The organism is Vreelandella venusta (assembly GCF_044809155.1).
GTDB lineage: Bacteria > Pseudomonadota > Gammaproteobacteria > Pseudomonadales > Halomonadaceae > Vreelandella > Vreelandella venusta_B.
The window spans coordinates 171,528-191,155 of the sequence record NZ_CP085241.1 but is presented as its reverse complement, the minus strand read 5'-3'; the positions used below and the strand labels follow the sequence as shown (position 1 = coordinate 191,155).

The following is a 19,628-nucleotide window of genomic DNA, read 5'->3' as shown; positions in this document are numbered from 1 at the left end:
GCGTTTCAGACGCAGACAGCAAGCTCCTAAATCGGTAGCTCGCCGTCAAAAATCTTGATAGATAACAGTGTTACAGTAGTGCTGTTCACGCTTCGCTATCGCTTACGTTTACCATCACTCGCGCTTCACAACTTACGCTTCACAACAACGGTCTTACTGTGTTCGCTGCTATTTCACAGCGTTTCTGTTAGTGCCGCACTGAGCTAGCAGTACATTACAACAGAAAAAGGCCGACAGCGGGATATCCCGCCGCCAGCCGTGGAAGCTTACGCAGCGCGTAAAGCCGTCCGCACAAGAATTACTTGAGCTCGACGCTTGCGCCCGCTTCTTCCAGCTTAGTCTTAGCTGCTTCAGCGTCTTCTTTAGACATTGCTTCCTTGATGGTCGCTGGCGCGCCGTCAACGGCACCCTTGGCTTCTTTCAGGCCAAGACCGGTGATTTCGCGAACTGCTTTGATGACGTTAACTTTCTTGTCACCAGCAGAGGTCAGAACCAGGTCAAATTCAGTCTGCTCTTCAGCAGCTGCTTCGCCGCCGCCAGCCGGGCCAGCCATAACGGCTGCCGCTGCAGAAACGCCGAATTTCTCTTCCATTGCTTCGATCAGCTCGACAACTTCCATTACGGACATGTCGGCTACAGCATTGATGATATCGTCTTTGGTCAGTGCCATTGTTTCATTCCTAACTTTGCGGGAGGCTCGGTCTACCGAGCGCTCGGGGTTTCATTGCTTGGTTCAGGCAGCGCACCGATCAAATCGTTCACGCCGCCTGCAAGAAACGCTGCTTAGGCAGCTTCTGCTTCTTGCTTCTGGTCGCGCAGGGCGGCCAGGGTACGAACCAGCTTGCCAGCGGAAGCTTCTTTCATTACCGACATCAACTTAGCAATTGCTTCGTCGTAAGTCGGTAGGGTTGCCAGACGGTCGATGTCGGCAGCCGGAATCAGCTCACCTTCGTAGGCCAACGCCTTCACTTCGAAGTTCTGATCTTGCTTTGCGAACTCTTTAAACAGACGGGCAGCAGCGCCCGGATGCTCAGTAGAGAAAGCCAGCAGAGTAGGACCAACAAAGCTCTCGTTCAGGCACTCCCACTGAGTACCTTCGAGGGCGCGGCGTGCCAGCGTGTTACGAACAACACGAATCTGGACGCCATTCTCACGCGCTTGCTTACGCAGATCGGTCATTTTACCGACCGTTACGCCGCGAGAATCGGCAACTACGACGGAGAGTGCGCCTTTGGCCGCTTCACTGACCTCGGCAACAATCGCTTTCTTGCCTTCAAGTGCTAGTGGCACAGTGATCACTCCTTCGTGCCGGAACCCACAACAGGCTCCGGTGGTTACCATCTCTTCCAAGCTACTTACTGATTAGCTTGGAAGCCTTAGGGGATGGTGCACACCAGAAGCGGTTAGCTAAAAAGCGTTAACCCACTGGCGGCCACACCATCTGCGCAGGCGCTGTTAAGGCAATTAAGCCGCGCTGAACAACTGCGCGGCACCTGCGGTCTTTGACGATGCCCCGTTGGGCTTAAACCTAAACGGGGGACCGCAAAGTTCTTGCTCGACTCTTACTCAAACCGATGCTACTAAAACCTATCAACGACTCGCTTATACCAGCGCAGAGTGGTCGATGGTCAAACCCGGGCCCATGGTAGTGGACAGGGTAACTTTCTTGAAGTAAATGCCTTTAGAGGAGCTCGGCTTGAGCCTCTTAAGGTCAGCAACCAGCGCTTCCAGGTTGCCCTGAACCGCAGCTGCATCAAAATCAACTTTACCCAGCGTCGTGTGGATAATGCCGTTTTTGTCGGTACGGAAACGCACCTGGCCCGCCTTGGCATTTTTAACCGCAGTCGCCACGTCAGGCGTCACGGTGCCAACTTTCGGGTTGGGCATCAGGCCGCGCGGACCTAGAATCTGGCCCAGCTGACCTACAACGCGCATCGCATCCGGAGAGGCGATAACGACGTCAAAGTCCATCACGCCTTTCTTGACTTGCTCAGCCAGCTCTTCCATACCCACGATGTCAGCGCCTGCTTCTTTAGCAGCGTCGGCGTTTGCACCCTGGGTGAAAACCGCTACGCGTACGTCTTTGCCAGTACCGTTAGGCATAACGGTGGCGCCACGTACAACTTGGTCGGATTTACGCGGGTCAACGCCAAGGTTGATCGCAACGTCAAGAGACTCTTTGAACTTAACAGTAGACAGCTCAGAAAGCAGCGCAACAGCTTCTTCCAGAGAGTATGCTTTGTTCGTGTCTACTTTCTCGCGAATAACTTTCGCGCGCTTAGACAGTTTAGCCATGATCAGAGACCCTCCACGTTTAAGCCCATGCTACGAGCGCTACCAGCAATGGTGCGCACCGCGGCGTCGAGATCAGAAGCCGTCATATCCGGCTCTTTGGTCTTGGCGATCTCTTCGAGCTGCTCGCGGGTCACGGTGCCGACTTTCTTCTTGTTCGGCTCACCAGAACCAGACTTGATGCCCGCTGCTTTTTTCAGCAGTACGGCAGCAGGCGGCGTCTTGGTGACGAACGTGAAGCTGCGGTCAGAGTAAACAGTGATCACGACAGGCGTCGGCAGACCGGGCTCAATTTCTTGAGTCGCTGCGTTAAACGCCTTACAGAATTCCATGATGTTTACGCCGTGCTGACCCAGCGCGGGGCCTACGGGCGGACTCGGGTTGGCTTTACCTGCAGCAACCTGCAGCTTGATATAAGCCTGTACTTTCTTGGCCATGGTAAATACTCCAGTTGGGTAGTAGCGCCTCTCGGCTCCCCGGTACACATAAAGCAGCGACTAGCCGCTTCACATCATGCAGGGATGGCGTGCAACGCACACCACCCCACCACTTAATTCAGCTTACTCTTTTTCCACCTGAGAGAACTCAAGCTCCACAGGCGTTGCACGTCCGAAGATCAGCACGCTGACCTGCAGACGGCTCTTATCGTAATTTACCTCTTCAACAACCCCGTTGAAGTCGGCAAAAGGCCCATCAATAACGCGAACCGACTGACCCGGCTCAAACATTGTTTTAGGCCGCGGCTTGTCAGTGCCGTCTTTCACGCGACGAAGAATTGCTTCAGCTTCGCGGGTGGTGATAGCAGCCGGCTTCTCTTTCGTTCCGCCAATAAAGCCCATCACACGAGGCGTTTCGTTAACGAGATGCCATGTCTCGTCTGCCATCTCCATCTCGACCAGCACATAGCCGGGATAAAACTTGCGCTCACTCTTGCGGCGCTTTCCGTCGCGAACTTCTACCACTTCTTCCGTCGGCACTAAGATTTCACCAAAGCGATCTTCCATGCCATACATCTTCACACGCTCAACAAGTGAGCGCATGACATGCTTCTCAAAGCCGGAATAGGCGTGGACGACGTACCAACGTTTGGACATGAATGCTCCTAACCAATGACGCCGGACATTGCCCAGCCAAGAAGAGTATCGATCAACCACAGCATCAATCCGACCACTAGCACCGCGACCAGCACAATGGCGGTGGTCTGAACGGTCTCAGGACGGGTTGGCCATACAACGCGCTGAATCTCTTTCTTGGCGCTTACGGCAAGCTCTACCAAATCACGACCCTTTGTTGTAGCCAGCGCGATCAAACCCGCGACCACACAAAGCACCACCACACCTAAGACGCGGTAGAGAAGGCCAATATCAGCAAAATAAGTATTACCAACGACGGCAACGACAAGCAGCGCCACAACCGCTGCCCATTTGAGCCCGTCATGACGCGACTGTTGCACCTCTGCGCCATGTTTTAAAGAACTAGGCTTCATAAAAACGAGACTCCCAAGGGTGCAGCGAGCGACAAAGGAATTCTTGAAAAGACATACCAACCTGGGGAAGGTTGGCAGGCCAGGAGGGAATCGAACCCCCAACCTGCGGTTTTGGAGACCGCTGCTCTGCCAATTGAGCTACTGGCCTGTATCGTCATGTGCACAGGCATTCCCTGTACAACAGCGGGCGCCATGATAGCCGAGAAACTTCTATCTGACAACCCTACCCATGGCATTCAGCGCCAAAGGCAAAGACAAAAAAAGCGAGCTTCGCTCGCTTTAATCGCAATATGGAGCTCATGGACGGAATTGAACCGTCGACCTCACCCTTACCAAGGGTGTGCTCTACCCCTGAGCTACATGAGCGAAACACATCGAACTGGAGCGGGCGGCGGGAATCGAACCCGCACCATCAGCTTGGAAGGCTGAGGTTCTACCATTGAACTACGCCCGCAGAACTTGCCTTTAGAATGACAATCCGCTGCACGAGAAACAGTAGCTAATGCCCGCTTACCGGCTTTTCATTCCCAACCATTGATAAACTCAACGATTGATAAATCTGGTGGAGAGGGAAGGATTCGAACCTTCGAAGCTTTCGCGGCAGATTTACAGTCTGCTCCCTTTGGCCACTCGGGAACCTCTCCAGCTGTGGCGGCACATTATGCCAGCCTCCAAAGCAGTGTCAAGCAAGCAATTTCTTTATTTATCAAGACTTGCAGCTTTGCTATGCACACGTCGTGTGCAAGTTCTGCCTTGGAACGCGCTGCATTCTGTCAAAGCAGCATTGAGAATGCAAGGCCTGCGCGAATTTTTTCTAAGGAAGCCGGTTCAGGCACCCCTGGCGCGCCTGACATTTTCCCGGCACGCTCGGCAAAGGTCAGCGGAAAACTAGCCTCTAAGCCGCCGTACACCATATCTGGCCAGACTGCGTGGGGCACTTGAACACCGCGGGAAATCACCCGCGCATCGCCACCCGTCAGCAGTACCGGCAGTGCGATTCCTTGCTGATCACACACTTCGCTGTAAATGCGGTTAATCGCACTAACGGCGGCCATATAGATCCCATGGTTAACCGCGTCCACCGTTCGGCGCCCCGGCTCCAATAACGCATCAGCTTCACTTTCGGGATCAATAGCAACGTTTCGAGTACCTAACTTTAGGCTCTCCTTCATCAAACGCAGCCCAGGCACAATAAACCCACCTAAGTGAAGGCCACCCGGCAATACAAAGTCAATCGTAATCGCACTGCCACAATCCACCGCACAGCAACCGCCTGCCAACTGATACCCTGCTAGCGCACCCATCCAGCGATCCACTCCCAAACGCCCAGGCTCGTCATAGCCATTAACCACACCTAACGCTTCGGTCGTAGAGCGCGCCACGTACACCTGCCGCACTTGGCGCCGTAGCAAGGCAACGGTCTCCTCCAGCACGGCCGCCCGCGCCACGCTGGAAATACGCACCGCCTCGACTACGTCAAGATCCGGAATATCTGCCCCTGGCCGCCACTCCTCTCGCGTCCACACCGCTCCTCGTGAACGTATCTCACTACTTTCGGCATCTTTTAACCGCCATTTCGATAGCGTATTGCCGATATCCAAATCCAAAATCATAGGCGCCTGCGTACACTGATCTCACCGCCCGACAGGCGTCGCGAGTGATCATTTTCGGTAACCCAAAGATTACCACTCTCATCTACCTCTCCAGCGACTGCATCACTTGATCGCTCACCCTGAATAATGCGGATCGGCAGCCCTGCATAAGCATGACGGCGATTCCATGCGTCTCGCCAGGGGGCAAATCCTTCATTTTCGAAACCTGCCAGCATATCCAGTAAACCAGACACCATATCAGCGGCTAGCTGATTTCGCGAAAGGCCCGCCTTCATATCAAACAGCGCGGCAACCGGCTGATCAATGGTGGCACGCAGGCTATCCGGTAACGATAGGTTCATACCAATGCCAATAACCACCTCACAAGGACCCGCAGCATCCCCGGTGACTTCGATAAGAATACCGGCCAGCTTACCCAACTCATCGTTGTTCTCAGCCAGTAAAATATCGTTGGGCCATTTTAATTTTGGCGAAACGCCATACTGCTCCAACACTTGCGCCACCACGACGCCCACCGCAAGGCTTAACCCCTCCAAGGCGTTAATGCCAGAATCAAAACGCCAGCCCAGCGACAGCATCAAGCTTTGCCCCCACGGCGTGGACCATACGCGCCCACGGCGGCCCCGCCCGGCGGTTTGTAGCTCCGCGAAGCACACCTCGCCATGCCCGGCCCCCTGGGCAAACCGCTCGCGCACATACTCATTGCTGGATGGCAGCTGATCCTCAATGAATAGCCTGGTTAACAAATGCCGCGCATTTGCTGGCAAGCGCTCAACAATATTTGCTCCATCAAGAGGCTCAAGCGGATGAGCAAGGCGATAGCCTCGACCCTTCACCGCCACAAGCTCCACGCCCAGTGCGTCTAATTTTTTTAGCTGTTTCCATACGGCGGCTCGGGAAACGCCTAACGCTTCACCTAATTGTTCACCGGAATGAACCTCGCCATCGCTTAACAAACGCATCAGGTTACCGATGGTCATGTGCTTGCCCCAACTGGGAAAACGCCTATCTTAACGGATGCATGTCAAAGGCGAAAACTGCCGCGTTTAGGTTATTGACTTGATGCTTTATTTAAGACAGCGCTGGTAGTGGACCATGCCCAGACCCTATAATGCTGCCCTATTTTTCTAGCAGGATCGCGTCGTGATCGAGAATCTTCGCAACATTGCCATCATCGCCCACGTTGACCACGGTAAAACCACCTTGGTTGACAAACTGTTAAGCCAGTCTGGCACGCTCGACCGTAAGGCCGAAGGCCAAGAGCGCGTCATGGACTCTAATGACCAGGAGAAGGAGCGCGGCATTACCATCCTGGCCAAAAACACCGCTATTCAGTGGCAGGATGGTAGTGGCAAGGATTACCACATCAACATCGTGGACACCCCTGGGCACGCCGACTTCGGTGGTGAAGTTGAGCGCGTTATGTCCATGGTGGATTCGGTGCTGCTGCTGGTGGACGCGGTCGACGGCCCGATGCCGCAAACCCGCTTTGTGACCCAGAAAGCGTTTTCCCAGGGCCTCAAGCCGATCGTAGTCGTCAACAAAATTGACCGTCCCGGCGCACGCCCGGATTGGGTTATCGACCAGATTTTTGATCTGTTTGACAACCTAGGCGCCACCGACGAGCAGCTCGACTTCCCGATCATCTACTGCTCGGCGCTGAACGGCATTGCCGGCATGGACCCGGAAGCACTGGCTGACAACATGGACCCGATGTTCCAGGCGATCGTGGATATCGTGGAGCCGCCCGCAGTTGAGATTGACGGCCCATTCCAGATGCAGATTTCTGCCTTGGATTACAACAGCTACGTTGGCGTTATCGGTCTTGGTCGCATCAAGCGCGGTTCGGTGAAGCCTAACCAACAGATTTCAGTCATCAGCGTTGACGGCACTACTCGTAAGGGCAAAATCGGTCAGGTCATGACCCATATGGGCCTTGAGCGTGTACAAACCACCGAAGCCACCGCGGGTGATATCGTCTGCGTGACCGGTATCGAAGATCTATCGATTTCCGACACGCTGTGCGACCCGAGCGCGATTGAGGCGCTGCCGCCGCTGTCTGTGGACGAACCGACCGTCTCGATGACTTTCCAGGTCAACGATTCGCCGTTCGCGGGTAAAGAAGGCAAGTTTGTCACCAGCCGTAATATTAAAGATCGCCTAGACCAAGAGCTTATCCACAACGTGGCACTTCGCGTTGAGCAGGGTGACACCCCCGAGAAGTTTAAAGTCTCTGGCCGTGGCGAACTGCACCTGTCGGTACTTATCGAAACCATGCGCCGTGAAGGCTTCGAGCTGGCCGTTGGCCGCCCGGAAGTCATCATCAAAGAGATAGACGGCGTGAAGCAAGAGCCTTACGAAGAAGTCATCATCGACTGTGAAGAGCAGCACCAAGGCTCGATCATGGAAGAGCTTGGCTATCGTAAAGGTGAGATGACCAACATGAACCCGGATGGTAAAGGCCGCGTTCGTTTGGACTTCATTATCCCGGCACGTGGCTTAATCGGCTTCCGCGGCCAGTTCCTGACACTGACGTCCGGCACCGGCATCCTGACCAGTCGTTTTGATCACTACGGCCCGCTGAAGCCGGACGCCTCTATCGAGCGTCGTAACGGCGTCTTGGTCTCAATGGTGGGCGGTAAAGCGCTGGCCTACGCCCTCTACGCCCTTCAAGAGCGCGGCAAGCTGATCATCGATCACGCGACTGAAGTGTACGAAGGCATGCTGATCGGTATTAACAACCGTGCCAACGACATGGTGGTTAACCCGACCAAGGGCAAGAAGCTAGATAACATGCGCTCAACCGGGAACGATGAGAACATCGTACTGACGCCGCCGATCAAGTTCACTCTTGAGCAGGCCATTGAATTCCTGGATTCCGATGAGCTGGTAGAAGTCACGCCGACCCATATTCGTCTGCGCAAGAAGCACCTGACTGAAAATGAGCGTAAGCGCTATAGCAAGAAACAAGCTTAATACCCGCGCTTTCCGCACAACACCAGAAACCCGTCCTAGTGCGGGTTTTCTGCTTTTTACACCAATACTCACCAAATTATTCCGACCCCTCCTCCGCATCGCCCGCCAAGCGGCTCCATTAACGCAACCTAAACGCTAGCGGGCTGGAAAGCGCGTGCGTTCTATCGCAAAGTAGCGCTAACTGCAGCGCGGCCTCGGCCTACTCGCACCCCTTAATTCATACAGGTGTTTGGCTTATTACGTCTACCCAAACACCAGAACATGGGCACTTCTTCACATGAGCGGTCACAACGTCTGGACTCACAAAGGCACCTTTTTATTGGCGGCAGTCGGTTCTGCCGTCGGCCTTGGCAACCTATGGCGGTTTCCTTACCTTACCGGCGAAAACGGCGGCGGGGCGTTTATCTTGGTCTACGCCGTAACGATTTTTGCCGTGGGTATCCCTATTTTAATTGCCGAAACCATGCTCGGACGCACTAGCCGCCAAAGCCCCATTATGGGTATGCGCCACCTAACTAAAACCCATAAAACCTCCCGCGCCTGGGAGTCAATCGGCTGGTTAGGCGCGGCTTCTGCCTTCCTGATATTAAGCTTTTATTCGGTCATCGCGGGCTGGGCGCTGCACTACACCTGGCTAATGCTGACAGGCGAGTTAGTGGGCGCGGATGCGCAGACCATCGGCGATGGCTTTAATGCGCTGCTGGCCTCACCCGGGTTAATGACGCTCTACCATACGCTGTTTATCGCCGCCTCGGCCCTGATTGTCGCCATGGGCATCCACAAAGGCATTGAGTCAGGCCTGCGCATCATGATGCCCGCCCTGTTTGCCATCCTCATCCTGGTACTCGTTTACGGCATCATTAATGGTGATGTAGGCGCTGCTGCCAGCTTCTTGTTTACCTTCAATATCGGCGATCTCAGCCTTGAAGGCTGGCTGCAGGCCGTTGGCCAATCGTTCTTTACGCTGAGCCTAGGTATGGGCGCCATCATGGCTTATGGCGCGTACATGTCGAGTGACGCCTCGCTAACCCGCACCGCCATTGCGGTTGCGATTGTGGATACCGCCGTGGCGATGGTAGCCGGCCTGGCGATCTTCTCGCTGGTATTTGGCGCAGGCTTGGAAACCAGCCAAGGTCCAGGGCTGATGTTTGTCACCCTGCCGCTGGCCTTCGCCGACATGCCGTTTGGCGCGCTGGTGGGCGGCGTCTTCTTTATCTTGGTGCTAGGCGCTGCGATCAGCTCGTCGATCTCACTAATTGAGCCAGTCGCTGCCTTTTTGGTAGAGCGTTTTGATATGACCCGCCCGCAAGCAGTGACCATCATGGTCGTTGCCGCCTGGGCAATGGGCCTGCTGACCGTGGTGAGCTTTAACGTGTGGGCGGAAGGCACCATTTTCCACACCCTGTTCGGGCGCAGTGCGTTTGACTTTATTGAGCTACTAACCAATATCTTTATGCCATTGGGCGGTCTGATGATCGCGCTTTTTGCTGGCTGGGCGCTTACCCAAAGCGAAGTCAAGAAAGAGCTGGGCACTAACCAAACGTGGTTCAAAACCTGGCGTTTTTTAGTGCGCTTTGTTGGTCCCGCAGCTGTGTCGTTCGTTTTCCTGCGGACCATTCCTTACGTGGACGGTTACGTCATTCCCACGCTGGGAGCACTCATCATTGTGGGTGCATTCGCTCTTAGCCAACGCCTGCGTAAATCCACCTCCTAACATCATGCGAATAACGCAGGCGGCCTCAACGCCGCCTGCTCCGCGAGGTCACCATGAAACCGCTTATCGAAGTACAACACGTTAATAAAGCGTTCGGTGGGCTACACGTCATCAACGATTGTTCTATACGCGTCGAGAAAGGATCGATCACCGGCATGATTGGCCCCAACGGGGCGGGTAAATCGACTCTGTTTAATCTCATCGCGGGTGCCCTGACACCTGACAGCGGCTCTATTTTACTGGATGGCGAAGACATTACCTCGCTAAGCGCCGACCAGCGCTTTCACAAAGGGCTACTGCGCACTTTCCAAATTGCCCACGAGTTCAGCCAGATGAGCGCACTGGAAAACTTGATGATGGTGCCGCCCCAGCAAGCGGGTGAAAGCCTCTTCAACACGTGGTTCAAACCCGGTCTAGTGCGCCAGCAAGAGGCCGAGGTTCGCCGCCGCGCACTGGAGGTGATTGATTTTGTAGGCCTGCACCACGTGCGCAACGAACTGGCGGGCAACCTTTCCGGTGGTCAGAAAAAGCTCTTAGAGCTTGGCCGTACCATGATGACCGACGCCAAAGTGGTGCTGCTGGATGAAATTGCCGCTGGGGTAAACCGCACGCTGCTCGGCGACTTGATGGGCAATATTGAGCGGCTTAACCGCGAGATGGGCTACACCTTCTTAGTGATTGAGCACGACATGGACATGATCTCGCGGCTCTGCGACCCGGTGATTGTGCTTGCCCAGGGCAGCGTCATGGTCGAAGGGCACATTGAAGACATCCAGAATAATCCCGCGGTTATTGAGGCCTATTTCGGCACCGATGCTGCTTAAATAACGCGGCTTAACAGCGCGTTAAACGATAAACAAAAAAACACAGTCGCCTCGGTTAACCCACAGGCGGCACTGCTGAGACACTCTCACAGAGACGCTTTCTATGTCTTCAATGCAATCACAGCCACTGCTGGAAGCACGCGATGTGCACGGCGGCTATGGCAGTATGAATATTTTAAACGGGGTTAATATGACCCTGTACGCCAATGAAGTGGGCGTGATTGTTGGCCCTAACGGCGCTGGCAAATCCACCATGCTGAAAGCCGTGTTTGGGCTGTTAAACGTTAATCAAGGCGAGATCCTGCTCAACGGTCAGCCGATTCACAACCTGCCCCCCAACCAGCTGGTGGAGCGCGGTATGGGCTTTGTGCCCCAGGAAAAAAACGTCTTCCCCAGCCTCTCTGTCAAAGAGAACCTGGAAATGGGCGCCTACCTAAAGCCGCAGAATGTTAAGCGTATGCTGGAACAGGTTTACGACTTCTTCCCCCCCCTCGTGGAGAAGCGCCACCAGCCTGCGGGCGAGCTTTCCGGTGGGCAGCGCCAAATGGTCGCCATGGGGCGTGCCTTAATGGCGGAACCCAGCCTGCTACTGCTGGATGAGCCAACTGCAGGCCTTTCACCGCTGTATATGAACGAGATTTTTGATCGCGTGAAGAAAATCAACGCCGCAGGCGTGGGCATTTTAATGGTCGAGCAGAACGCCAAGCAGGCCTTGGCCATTGCCGATAAAGGCTTTGTCCTGGCGGCAGGCCAGAACCGCTTTACGGATACCGGGGCAGCGCTGCTTGCTGACCCTGATGTCGCCAAAAGCTTTTTGGGCGGCTAGCCCGGGGGAGATACACGTGAACGAACTGGTCTTTTTTATTAATAACGTGGTGATTGCGGGCAGTGTCACTGGCTCGATTTACGCCATTGGCGCGATTGGCGTCACGCTGATTTTCAGCATTATGCGCTTTGCCCATTTTGCCCATGCCGACATGATGACCTTCGGTGCCTTTATGGTGCTGCTGCTCACCACGGCGTTCCCTGCGGTGGGCGCTAGCATCGGCGTCCCCACGGCGCTGATCATGCTGCCGCTGGCCATGCTGCTCACCGCCCTGCTCGCAGTGGGTATCGATAAGGCATTTTACAAGCCGCTGCGCGCCCACGGCGTGAAGCCTATTGTGATGGTGATTGGCTCGCTGGGCGTCACACTGATGCTCCAAGGGCTTATCCGTCTGTTCTCCGGCACAGGGGGACAGAGTCTCTACGTCGACGACCGCAAAGAGATCTTTCGTCTCGCCCTGCCTTTTGAAGGTGTCCGTGCGCCGATCGTGATTACCGAACCACAAATTTACCTGTTTGTAATCACGCTGGTGGCGGTCGTTGCGCTCCACCTATTTCTTAACCGTTCTCGGTTAGGCAAGGCAATGCGCGCCATGTCGGATAACCCGGAGCTGGCGCAAGCGTCAGGCATTAATACCAATACCATTGTGGCGGTTACCTGGGTGATTGCGGGCGGCCTTGCAGCCATTGCAGGCACCTTGCTCTCCCTGGACGTCACCTTCAAGCCGGATTTGAGCTTCTTCCTGCTGCTGCCGATTTTCGCTGCAGCGATTGTCGGTGGGGTCGGCCACCCGTATGGCGCGATTGCCGGTGGCTTTGTGGTGGGCTTTGCCGAAACTCTGGCGGTATTTAACTGGAACGTACTGCTGCGCCCGTTCCGCGACAGCTTTCCGGCGTGGCTTGAGCTGCCTAACAATCTCGCCTTCGTGGGCACTGAATATAAGATTGTGGTGCCGTTCTTTATCTTGGTGGCCATCTTGGTGTGGCGCCCGACCGGCCTATTTAAAGGCAAGGTGATCTAATGAGCCATCCAACCAATAATCGCAATCCGGCCTACACGCCGCAAGACGCCACCCAGACACGCCGCTTCCCACTGCGCGAACTGGTGCTGTTTGGCGCGCTACTGGTCGCCGTGCTGGCGGTTTACGCCATGATGGGCGCTGCCTACAGCACGCGGATGTTAGTAGAAGCCGCCTGCTATGCCATTCTCGCCCTAGGCCTGACCATTCAGTGGGGCTACGCCGGGCAGTTTAATGCCGGGGTGATGGGGTTTGTCGCCCTGGGCGGCTTCTGCGCGATGCTGTTTAGCGTGCCGGTCAACGACGCCTTTTGGGGCACGGAATTGCCCGGCGAACTGGGCCAAGTGCTGCTCTATGGCATTGCGGCGACGCTGATAGTGATAGGAGCCACCAAGCTTGACCGCCTGGGCGTGCCAAAGAAATTGCGCACTGTCATTGCGGTCGTGCTGGCGGTAGTGCTCTACCTCGTTGTGATTAGCCTGCTGCGCGACGTGACCAGCCAAATTCAGTCCCAGGCGGGCTTTGTAGGCGGTTTTGGCTTGCCTGCCTGGGTGGGCTGGATAGTGGGTGGCGCGCTGGCCGGTGGCGTTGGCTACTTTATTGGCCATGTGTGCCTTGGGCTGCGCAGTGACTACCTCGCCATCGCCACCCTGGGGATTGCCGAGATCATTAAGGCATTTTTGAAGAACTCCGACTGGCTCACTCGGGGTACCGCCACGGTCTCGCCGCTGCCCTGGCCAACCCCTGGCCCCGCCGAGCTTGGGTTTACTCTCTCCCGCGCTATTTACCTTTCGGTGACGGCGGTGGTGATTGCGGTGATCTTCTTCCTGTTGCACCGCGCCTACCACGCCCCCTGGGGACGAATGATCCGTGCGATTCGCGATAACGAAGTGTCGTCAGCCGCCATGGGTAAGGACATCAACAAGCGTCGCCTGGAAATTTTCGTGCTGGGCTGCATTTTGATGGGCCTGGGGGGCGGCATGCTGGGCACGTTCAACAGCTTGTTCGACCCCCAAGGCTACCTGCCTCTGAACCACACGTTCTTGGTGCTAGTGATGGTGATTCTGGGCGGCCCAGGCAATAATCTGGGCACCATTTTTGGTGCGGTGGCGGTCTATATTATCTGGATTATGTCGGAGCCGCTGGCACTGTTTTTAATGCAGCTGGCCGTCGCATTTGGCGAAGGGACCTTTGGCTGGGAGGCGCCCAGCAATATGGATAGCCGAGCGCTTCAAGCGCGAGTGCTGGTCATTGGGATGCTTATTACGCTGGTACTGCGCTTCGCGCCTAAAGGGCTGCTGCCTGAAAAAATATCCCAGCATGGTTAACAAGCGCCGTCGTTAACAAGCAACATGGCCAACCAGCGTATTAACCCATAAGTAAAAACGCCCTTAAGCATATTGTTAAGGGCGTTTTCTTGTTAAACATACCTTTAGTACAAGTGCGCTGAGCGGCTAGAAGTCGTCAGTCGCCAACGCCACATCGCTTTTTCGTGCGGTGCTCGCCAACGCATTAGGTGAAGAGGGGCCATTTTTTGAAAGCTGGCCTACCTTTGGCGCGGCGTCGCCTAAGATAAAACCGCTTATCAGGCGATTAAGCTTCTCAGCCTGCTGGCGCATACGGCTGGCGGTGGCGGTACTCTCCTCCACCAGCGCGGCGTTTTGCTGGGTCATGCCGTCGAGCTGAACCACCGCTGTATTCACTTCGCTCACCCCCACACTCTGCTCTTTAGAGCCTGCGCTAATATCTGCGATAACCTGGGCCACCTGGTGCACACTGCCTAAAATCTCTCGCATTGTGTTACCTGCCCGCTGAACGATTTGGCTCCCTTTCTGTGAGTGCTCCACCGAAGTAGCTATCAGCGTTTTGATTTCCTGGGCTGCTTCTGCAGAGCGCTGGGCAAGCTTCCTTACCTCTTGGGCAACCACCGCAAACCCTCGCCCGTGCTCGCCCGCGCGAGCAGCCTCTACCGATGCATTAAGTGCCAGAATATTGGTCTGAAAAGCGATCGAATCGATGAGCGTAACAATTTCACTGATTTGCCCAGAGGACGCCTTGATATCGGCCATCGTCCGCTCGACATCTTCCATCGCCGTCTGCCCTTGGGTGACCACGCTCGCGCTCTCTTGCACCATGCGGTCAGCGGTTTGAGCATGCTCCGCATTATGCTCAACGGTTGACGTGATCTCTTCCATGGCTGAAGAGGTTTGCTGCAAGCTTGCCGCGGCTTGGTCGGTGCGCGTGGCTAATTCTTCACTGCCCTGGGCGATATTATCCGCCGCTTGATACACCGTTTGGGCGCTGCTTCTAACGTCGCTCAGCATGGACTGGATGTGCGCCAGAAAGCTGTTGAAGTCCTCTGCTAGTTTGCCCACTTCGTCACGACTAGTTACCTGCAGGCGCTGAGTAAGATCGCCACGGCCAGACGCCACTTCAGCCGCAACGGCTTGGATGTGGTGAGAGGTATGGCGAATCCGCTTCACTGTGCGCCGCGCCAACCAGATAGCCAGAGCGGTAATCGCAAGATTGATAAGCGTGGCAATGACCCAAAGCCGCAGAAAAGCCATTTTTAGATCCGCCATCGCGGCGGCTTCGATGGCCTCCATCGTCGCATCGATATCCGTCACATAGACGCCTGCGCCAATCACCCACTCCCACTCATCGACTGCTTCGGCATAGGAGTATTTAGGCTCGGCGTTGCCCGTTACTGGGTGCGGCCAGTCATACTGGTAGAAGCCACCTCCTTGCTGTGCCAGCACGGCCATGTCACGAATCATTTCGCGTCCACTCGCATCACGCGCGTCCAGCATATTTGTCCCGACACTTTCTGGCACTGCTGGCTGTACCAACATGGTGCCGTCCATCTCATAGACAAAAATGTAGTTATCATTTTCAAACCGCATGCCATTAAGAAGCTGAACCGCTTGCGCTTGAGCGCGCTGAGTATCGTCTTCTGTCGCTTGCAGCTCGCGTATCATTGAGCTTGCTAGCTCAACACTGCTGCGAACGCCCTGCTCCCGAGCCTCTACGAGCAAGGTACGCTGCTGCTCAATCTGGGCTTGGTTGTTGCGGTAGCGATCAATGCCCTCTAGCACGAGAAGGCAGCTGGAAGAGAGCACCAGCGGCATGAGGACGAGCAGCATAATTTTGAACTGTAGGCTGCCTTCCAAATAGTGGAAGAAGCGGGTCAAAGGACCCCGTGTTGTCGTCATTATTATTTTCCCCAGTGAAGGTCGTCAGTATTGTTAGGTCACCGCTATTTCTGAAACGAGAGAATAGCGCGCCTAACACGGCCAACAGGTGATCTTCATCAAGTCTATGCAACATAAGCGCCTAGCAAGGAAAAGGCGTGTGAACGACAACAGCAGGCAGTAAAAAGCCCTCGACGCCTGACGGCGCCAAGGGCTCAGAAAAACAACATATCGTTCGTTTAGAGGTCGACTAGCCCTTTGCTGGTAAAGGCGCCATTCTCAACGACCATTTCGACCACTACGCCGGGTACGTCACCGTTTGCGTCAAACTCATGGGAGCCAGAAGCACCCTCATAGTTAATCTCGGTGCCTGCGGCAATCAGCTCTACCGCTTTCTCCCACTCACCCGGTAAAATGGTTTCGCCAGGCGCGCTAGAGACACTGCGCAGCGCTTCGCTTAATCCCTCGCGTTCAGCGCTGCCATTTTGCTCAATGGCCAGCGCCACCAGGAAGGCGGCATCATATGCCTGGGCGGCAAAGACAGCGCTGGGGTCGATACCGGCGGCTTCAGCTGCTTCATTGAAAATCTCGGTACCTGGCAGATCGGGGCTACCGGGGCGGGTAGCGATCATGCCGTCCAAAACATCCGCACCAATCGCGCTTACCAGGCTATCGCCCACCATGCCGTCGGCTCCCACGTACTGGGTAAACATACCGCTTTCATAGGCTTGGCGAAGTACCGTTTGGCCAGAAGTATCAGCATACGCCAGCACCACAAGCGTTTCCGCACCGCTAACCGAGAGAGAGCCTAGTTCGGAGCGGTAGTCTGCACGGTTATCTTCATGGGCGAGATTTTCAGCGATCTCACCGCCGCCCTCTTCAAAGGCTGTGCTAAATGCATCCGACAGGCCACGTCCGTAGTCGTTGTTAACATAGGTAACGGCAACAAAATCGATACCTTTATCCAGTAGCAGCTTGGCTAGCATTTCGCCCTGGAAAGCATCAGACGGCACGGTGCGGAAGACCAAATCATTGTCGTCCAGCTCAGAGACCGCCGGCGCAGTAGACGCTGGCGAAACCATCAACACGCCGCCAGGGATAGCCGCGTTGTTCGCCGCCGCAATGGTGGCCCCGGTGCAGAGTGCGCCGACAATCGCCGTGACTTGCTCCGAGTTCACCATGCGGTCAGCCGCGTTAGAGGCCGCTGATGCATCCGAGCAGGTGGTGTCGCCAGAAGGCATCACTAGCGTCTGCCCGCCTAAAATACCGCCCTGCTCGTTCACCTGCGCCACCGCTAGCTGCGCACCTTCAAAAATCGGTGGCGTCAGGCTCTCGATCCCACCGGTAAAGCCACCCAAGAAGCCAACCTTGACTTCTTCTGCCTGAGCCATGCCCGTTAAGGCCAGTGACGAGACCGCCACAGCGGTGACTAATGCGCGCTTATTCATCATATTATTGGTCGCTCCCAGTATATTAAGTGTCCCAATCGTCCAGCGTGGGACTCTTCTTAATCTGGAACCGGAACGCAAAAAAAACAAGCAACGGTTTCTAACGCTAATTTACAATTTACTTAACGCTGGCGCCTGAGCAGCGTGTTTGCCCAGTCACGTATCCTGTGACTCCACTGATCCAGGGCTGACGTGATGCTCACGAACCACCGCATGGGTGCAACCCGCCATCAAGACAGCGCCCATAGCCACCAGTAGCTAACAGTTGCCATGGGGTGAAAGCGCCTAGTGTTAGTCATCGTGGTGGTCAGCAAACCGCTGCGCCTGCTGCTTACGCAGGCGGTTTCGGCGGTAAAGCCTTACCAACGCGATAGCCAGCGCGGCGGCCACCATAAGGGCAAGCACAACCCCCTGCCAGGGGCGGGCGGCATCCCCTATCACCGTTTCCAAAGTAATAATCAGCATTAAGCCCAGCGCTTGCGACCCAATGGCCAGCGCCCGCAGCACGTCAAAAGCGGGTTGCGGCATAGACAACTCCGTAATGGTTAATGTGGTTGATGTGATTGATGAGTGTACCTGCTTAACCAGAAGAGCATGAACGCAATTACGCTCTCAAACACAACGCAACAGGCCGCTACGTCCACCAACCAAACCCCAGCACCGGCATGGCAAGTGCAAAGACCGCCGTACAGATCACGCCCACGGCAACTAGGCTCATTACCGCCCCGGCACGCAGCATGTCGCTCACTTGCACTTTACCGCTGCCGAAGACAACCGCATTGGGCGGCGTCGCGACCGGCAGCATGAAGGCACAAGAGGCTGCCATGGCAACCGGTACGGTAAGCAGGAGTGGGCTTTGCTCCATGCTCACGGTTAGTGCCGCCGCTAGGGGTATAATAGCGGCGGCGGTGGCGGTATTACTGGTTACATGGCTCATTAACATGACGGTGACGACGACCATAAAAATCATCGCCCAAAGGGGCCAGCTTGCAAACACCGCCAGCAGGTTAGCCACGCTTTCCGCCAATCCCGAGCTTTCGATCGCGCTGCCCAGGCTGAGCCCACCACCGACAAGCAGTAACACGTTCCAGGGAAGGTTTTGTGCGCTTTTCCAGTCGAGTAAAAACTGGCGCTCTCTCCAGCGGGCTGGAATCACAAACAGTAGCAACGCCCCCATCACGGCTATTCCGCCATCGCTGAGGCTAAGGCCGGTCAGGTTTTCCAACAGTGGGCGCCCGATCCAAGCCAGCGCTACCAAGATAAATACGGCGGCCACCCGCTGCTCAGGACGGGTCATACGGCCCAGGTCCTCCTCCTGCTGCGACAGCACCGCCGCGATGCCCTCCAGCGGTAAACGGGGGACAGGATAAATCCAGCGGGTGAGCAGCCACCACCCTATCGCCAGCAGCAGCGCCGCAGGCGGAACTCCGACCAGCATCCACTGAGCAAAACCGATCTCAATGCCATAATTATCCGCCATAAAGCCGGCCAATAATGCATTGGGCGGTGTCCCTATCAGCGTGCCCATGCCGCCAATATTGGCGGCCAACGCGATACCCAGCAGCAAACAGAGCTGCATAGGCCGCTGATCTAGCGCGCTGCCCTGGCGTTCAAGCAGCGCCAGAACCGACAAGCCTATCGGCACCATCAGCGCCGCCGTCGCGGTGTTGCTGACCCACATACTCAGAAATGCCGTTGCCCCCATAAAACCGGCGACGAGCTGATCTGGACGCTTGCCCGCCACAGTTAGCACACCCAAAGCAATTCGCCGATGCAAGTTCCATCGCTGTATGGCCTCTGCCAACATAAAACCGCCTAAAAATAGAAAAATCAGCGGATTGGCATAGGGAGCAGCCGCTGCATTGACGTCAACCACGCCTAATAGCGGCAATAACGCGACGGGCAGCAGTGCGGTTACCGGCATCGGTACCGGCTCTAAAATCCACCAGACGGCCATCCACGCTGTCAGAGCGACAACACGCCATGCGTCGATGGGCATGTCGCCAGGCGCCTCTAACATTAGCAATATCGCCGCTAACAAGGGGCCGCCCAGTAGCCCTACGGTGATTTTGCGTCGCTGCCAATGTAGGGCATTTTCCGGCGCATCCATGGGTATTATCTCCTTAATAAAACGGCGCGCATGGGTACTTGATACGCGCCTCCATCCGCTAACTTCAGCGCCTTCATATGTTAACGTCGCAACGCGGCATCGACATCACCGGAATAGCCAAGGTGCATGG

The 19,628-nt window shown here is 55.6% G+C and carries 18 protein-coding genes and 4 tRNA genes; 6 read left to right on the top strand and 16 right to left on the bottom strand.

Features of this window, described 5'->3' with window-relative positions; all coding sequences use genetic code 11:
• Positions 1–298: 298 nt before the first annotated feature.
• The 12 genes from rplL to LG301_RS00835 form a co-directional block, all read right to left on the bottom strand.
• The gene (gene rplL, locus LG301_RS00890; RefSeq protein ID WP_038480362.1) at positions 299–670 is read right to left on the bottom strand and encodes a 50S ribosomal protein L7/L12; all 372 of its coding nucleotides are present in this window, start codon (positions 668–670) and stop codon (positions 299–301) included.
• A gap of 113 nt (positions 671–783) precedes the next feature.
• Positions 784–1,290, bottom strand: a complete 507-nt coding sequence (gene rplJ, locus LG301_RS00885; RefSeq protein ID WP_404472627.1) for a 50S ribosomal protein L10 — start codon at positions 1,288–1,290, stop codon at positions 784–786.
• Between the two features lie 312 nt (positions 1,291–1,602).
• The gene (rplA, locus tag LG301_RS00880; RefSeq protein WP_404472625.1) at positions 1,603–2,295 is read right to left on the bottom strand and encodes a 50S ribosomal protein L1; all 693 of its coding nucleotides are present in this window, start codon (positions 2,293–2,295) and stop codon (positions 1,603–1,605) included.
• A gap of 2 nt (positions 2,296–2,297) precedes the next feature.
• Positions 2,298–2,729, bottom strand: a complete 432-nt coding sequence (rplK, locus tag LG301_RS00875) for a 50S ribosomal protein L11 (protein ID WP_009098963.1) — start codon at positions 2,727–2,729, stop codon at positions 2,298–2,300.
• Between the two features lie 123 nt (positions 2,730–2,852).
• Positions 2,853–3,386 carry a transcription termination/antitermination protein NusG gene (gene nusG / locus LG301_RS00870; protein ID WP_404472623.1) on the bottom strand — a complete coding sequence of 178 codons (534 nt, stop codon included), beginning with the start codon at positions 3,384–3,386 and terminating at the stop codon, positions 2,853–2,855.
• An 8-nt stretch (positions 3,387–3,394) separates the two neighbouring features.
• Positions 3,395–3,778 carry a preprotein translocase subunit SecE gene (gene secE / locus LG301_RS00865; protein ID WP_404472621.1) on the bottom strand — a complete coding sequence of 128 codons (384 nt, stop codon included), beginning with the start codon at positions 3,776–3,778 and terminating at the stop codon, positions 3,395–3,397.
• A gap of 72 nt (positions 3,779–3,850) precedes the next feature.
• Positions 3,851–3,926, bottom strand: a tRNA-Trp gene (locus tag LG301_RS00860).
• 143 nt (positions 3,927–4,069) lie between these two features.
• Positions 4,070–4,144 (bottom strand) — tRNA-Thr (locus LG301_RS00855).
• Positions 4,145–4,158: 14 nt separating this feature from the next.
• Positions 4,159–4,232: transfer RNA gene (locus tag LG301_RS00850), tRNA-Gly, on the bottom strand.
• A 106-nt stretch (positions 4,233–4,338) separates the two neighbouring features.
• A tRNA-Tyr gene (locus tag LG301_RS00845) sits at positions 4,339–4,422 on the bottom strand.
• 129 nt (positions 4,423–4,551) lie between these two features.
• Positions 4,552–5,391, bottom strand: coding sequence for a type III pantothenate kinase (locus LG301_RS00840; RefSeq protein ID WP_263066390.1), 840 nt, complete (start codon positions 5,389–5,391; stop codon positions 4,552–4,554).
• On the bottom strand, positions 5,388–6,371 hold the full coding sequence (locus tag LG301_RS00835; protein WP_404472619.1) for a biotin--[acetyl-CoA-carboxylase] ligase: 984 nt from the start codon (positions 6,369–6,371) through the stop codon (positions 5,388–5,390). Before LG301_RS00835 ends, LG301_RS00840 begins: the two co-directional genes overlap by 4 nt.
• Positions 6,372–6,534: 163 nt before the next feature.
• Between LG301_RS00835 and typA the strand changes: the two genes are divergently transcribed.
• The 6 genes from typA (at position 6,535) to LG301_RS00805 (ending at position 14,077) form a co-directional block, all read left to right on the top strand.
• On the top strand, positions 6,535–8,367 hold the full coding sequence (typA, locus tag LG301_RS00830; protein WP_404472617.1) for a translational GTPase TypA: 1,833 nt from the start codon (positions 6,535–6,537) through the stop codon (positions 8,365–8,367).
• Positions 8,368–8,644: 277 nt separating this feature from the next.
• Positions 8,645–10,081, top strand: a complete 1,437-nt coding sequence (locus LG301_RS00825; RefSeq protein ID WP_404472615.1) for a sodium-dependent transporter — start codon at positions 8,645–8,647, stop codon at positions 10,079–10,081.
• A gap of 53 nt (positions 10,082–10,134) precedes the next feature.
• Positions 10,135–10,905 carry an ABC transporter ATP-binding protein gene (locus tag LG301_RS00820; protein WP_404472613.1) on the top strand — a complete coding sequence of 257 codons (771 nt, stop codon included), beginning with the start codon at positions 10,135–10,137 and terminating at the stop codon, positions 10,903–10,905.
• A gap of 103 nt (positions 10,906–11,008) precedes the next feature.
• A complete protein-coding gene (locus LG301_RS00815) occupies positions 11,009–11,731 on the top strand; it encodes an ABC transporter ATP-binding protein (RefSeq protein WP_404472612.1) in 723 nt (240 codons plus the stop codon).
• A gap of 16 nt (positions 11,732–11,747) precedes the next feature.
• Positions 11,748–12,752, top strand: coding sequence for a branched-chain amino acid ABC transporter permease (locus LG301_RS00810; protein ID WP_404472610.1), 1,005 nt, complete (start codon positions 11,748–11,750; stop codon positions 12,750–12,752).
• On the top strand, positions 12,752–14,077 hold the full coding sequence (locus LG301_RS00805; RefSeq protein ID WP_404472608.1) for a branched-chain amino acid ABC transporter permease: 1,326 nt from the start codon (positions 12,752–12,754) through the stop codon (positions 14,075–14,077). Before LG301_RS00810 ends, LG301_RS00805 begins: the two co-directional genes overlap by 1 nt.
• Before the next feature lie 126 nt (positions 14,078–14,203).
• Here LG301_RS00805 and LG301_RS00800 read toward each other — a convergent pair whose 3' ends face one another.
• The 4 genes from LG301_RS00800 to LG301_RS00785 all read right to left on the bottom strand — a co-directional run bounded on the left by LG301_RS00800 (position 14,204) and on the right by LG301_RS00785 (position 19,498).
• Positions 14,204–15,961: a methyl-accepting chemotaxis protein gene (locus tag LG301_RS00800; RefSeq protein ID WP_404472606.1), complete on the bottom strand. Its 1,758-nt coding sequence runs from the start codon at positions 15,959–15,961 to the stop codon at positions 14,204–14,206.
• A 218-nt stretch (positions 15,962–16,179) separates the two neighbouring features.
• Positions 16,180–17,391 carry an ABC transporter substrate-binding protein gene (locus LG301_RS00795; RefSeq protein WP_404472604.1) on the bottom strand — a complete coding sequence of 404 codons (1,212 nt, stop codon included), beginning with the start codon at positions 17,389–17,391 and terminating at the stop codon, positions 16,180–16,182.
• A 288-nt stretch (positions 17,392–17,679) separates the two neighbouring features.
• Positions 17,680–17,916 (bottom strand): hypothetical protein, encoded by a 237-nt coding sequence (locus LG301_RS00790; RefSeq protein WP_404472602.1) that lies wholly within the window; start codon positions 17,914–17,916, stop codon positions 17,680–17,682.
• Positions 17,917–18,022: 106 nt separating this feature from the next.
• The gene (locus LG301_RS00785; protein WP_404472600.1) at positions 18,023–19,498 is read right to left on the bottom strand and encodes an SLC13 family permease; all 1,476 of its coding nucleotides are present in this window, start codon (positions 19,496–19,498) and stop codon (positions 18,023–18,025) included.
• Between the last annotated feature and the right edge of the window lie 130 nt (positions 19,499–19,628).

Excerpts from the sequence above, each read along its gene's own strand:
- LG301_RS00790 (WP_404472602.1), bottom strand. The coding sequence starts at position 17,916 with ATGCCGCAACCCGCTTTTGACGTGCTGCGGGCGCTGGCCATTGGGTCG.
- LG301_RS00840 (WP_263066390.1), bottom strand. The coding sequence starts at position 5,391 with ATGATTTTGGATTTGGATATCGGCAATACGCTATCGAAATGGCGGTTA.
- LG301_RS00785 (WP_404472600.1), bottom strand. The coding sequence starts at position 19,498 with ATGGATGCGCCGGAAAATGCCCTACATTGGCAGCGACGCAAAATCACC.
- secE (WP_404472621.1), bottom strand. The coding sequence starts at position 3,778 with ATGAAGCCTAGTTCTTTAAAACATGGCGCAGAGGTGCAACAGTCGCGT.
- LG301_RS00795 (WP_404472604.1), bottom strand. The coding sequence starts at position 17,391 with ATGATGAATAAGCGCGCATTAGTCACCGCTGTGGCGGTCTCGTCACTG.
- LG301_RS00800 (WP_404472606.1), bottom strand. The coding sequence starts at position 15,961 with ATGACGACAACACGGGGTCCTTTGACCCGCTTCTTCCACTATTTGGAA.
- rplK (WP_009098963.1), bottom strand. The coding sequence starts at position 2,729 with ATGGCCAAGAAAGTACAGGCTTATATCAAGCTGCAGGTTGCTGCAGGT.
- LG301_RS00825 (WP_404472615.1), top strand. The coding sequence starts at position 8,645 with ATGAGCGGTCACAACGTCTGGACTCACAAAGGCACCTTTTTATTGGCG.
- nusG (WP_404472623.1), bottom strand. The coding sequence starts at position 3,386 with ATGTCCAAACGTTGGTACGTCGTCCACGCCTATTCCGGCTTTGAGAAG.
- LG301_RS00820 (WP_404472613.1), top strand. The coding sequence starts at position 10,135 with ATGAAACCGCTTATCGAAGTACAACACGTTAATAAAGCGTTCGGTGGG.
- LG301_RS00805 (WP_404472608.1), top strand. The coding sequence starts at position 12,752 with ATGAGCCATCCAACCAATAATCGCAATCCGGCCTACACGCCGCAAGAC.
- LG301_RS00815 (WP_404472612.1), top strand. The coding sequence starts at position 11,009 with ATGTCTTCAATGCAATCACAGCCACTGCTGGAAGCACGCGATGTGCAC.
- rplL (WP_038480362.1), bottom strand. The coding sequence starts at position 670 with ATGGCACTGACCAAAGACGATATCATCAATGCTGTAGCCGACATGTCC.
- rplA (WP_404472625.1), bottom strand. The coding sequence starts at position 2,295 with ATGGCTAAACTGTCTAAGCGCGCGAAAGTTATTCGCGAGAAAGTAGAC.
- LG301_RS00835 (WP_404472619.1), bottom strand. The coding sequence starts at position 6,371 with ATGACCATCGGTAACCTGATGCGTTTGTTAAGCGATGGCGAGGTTCAT.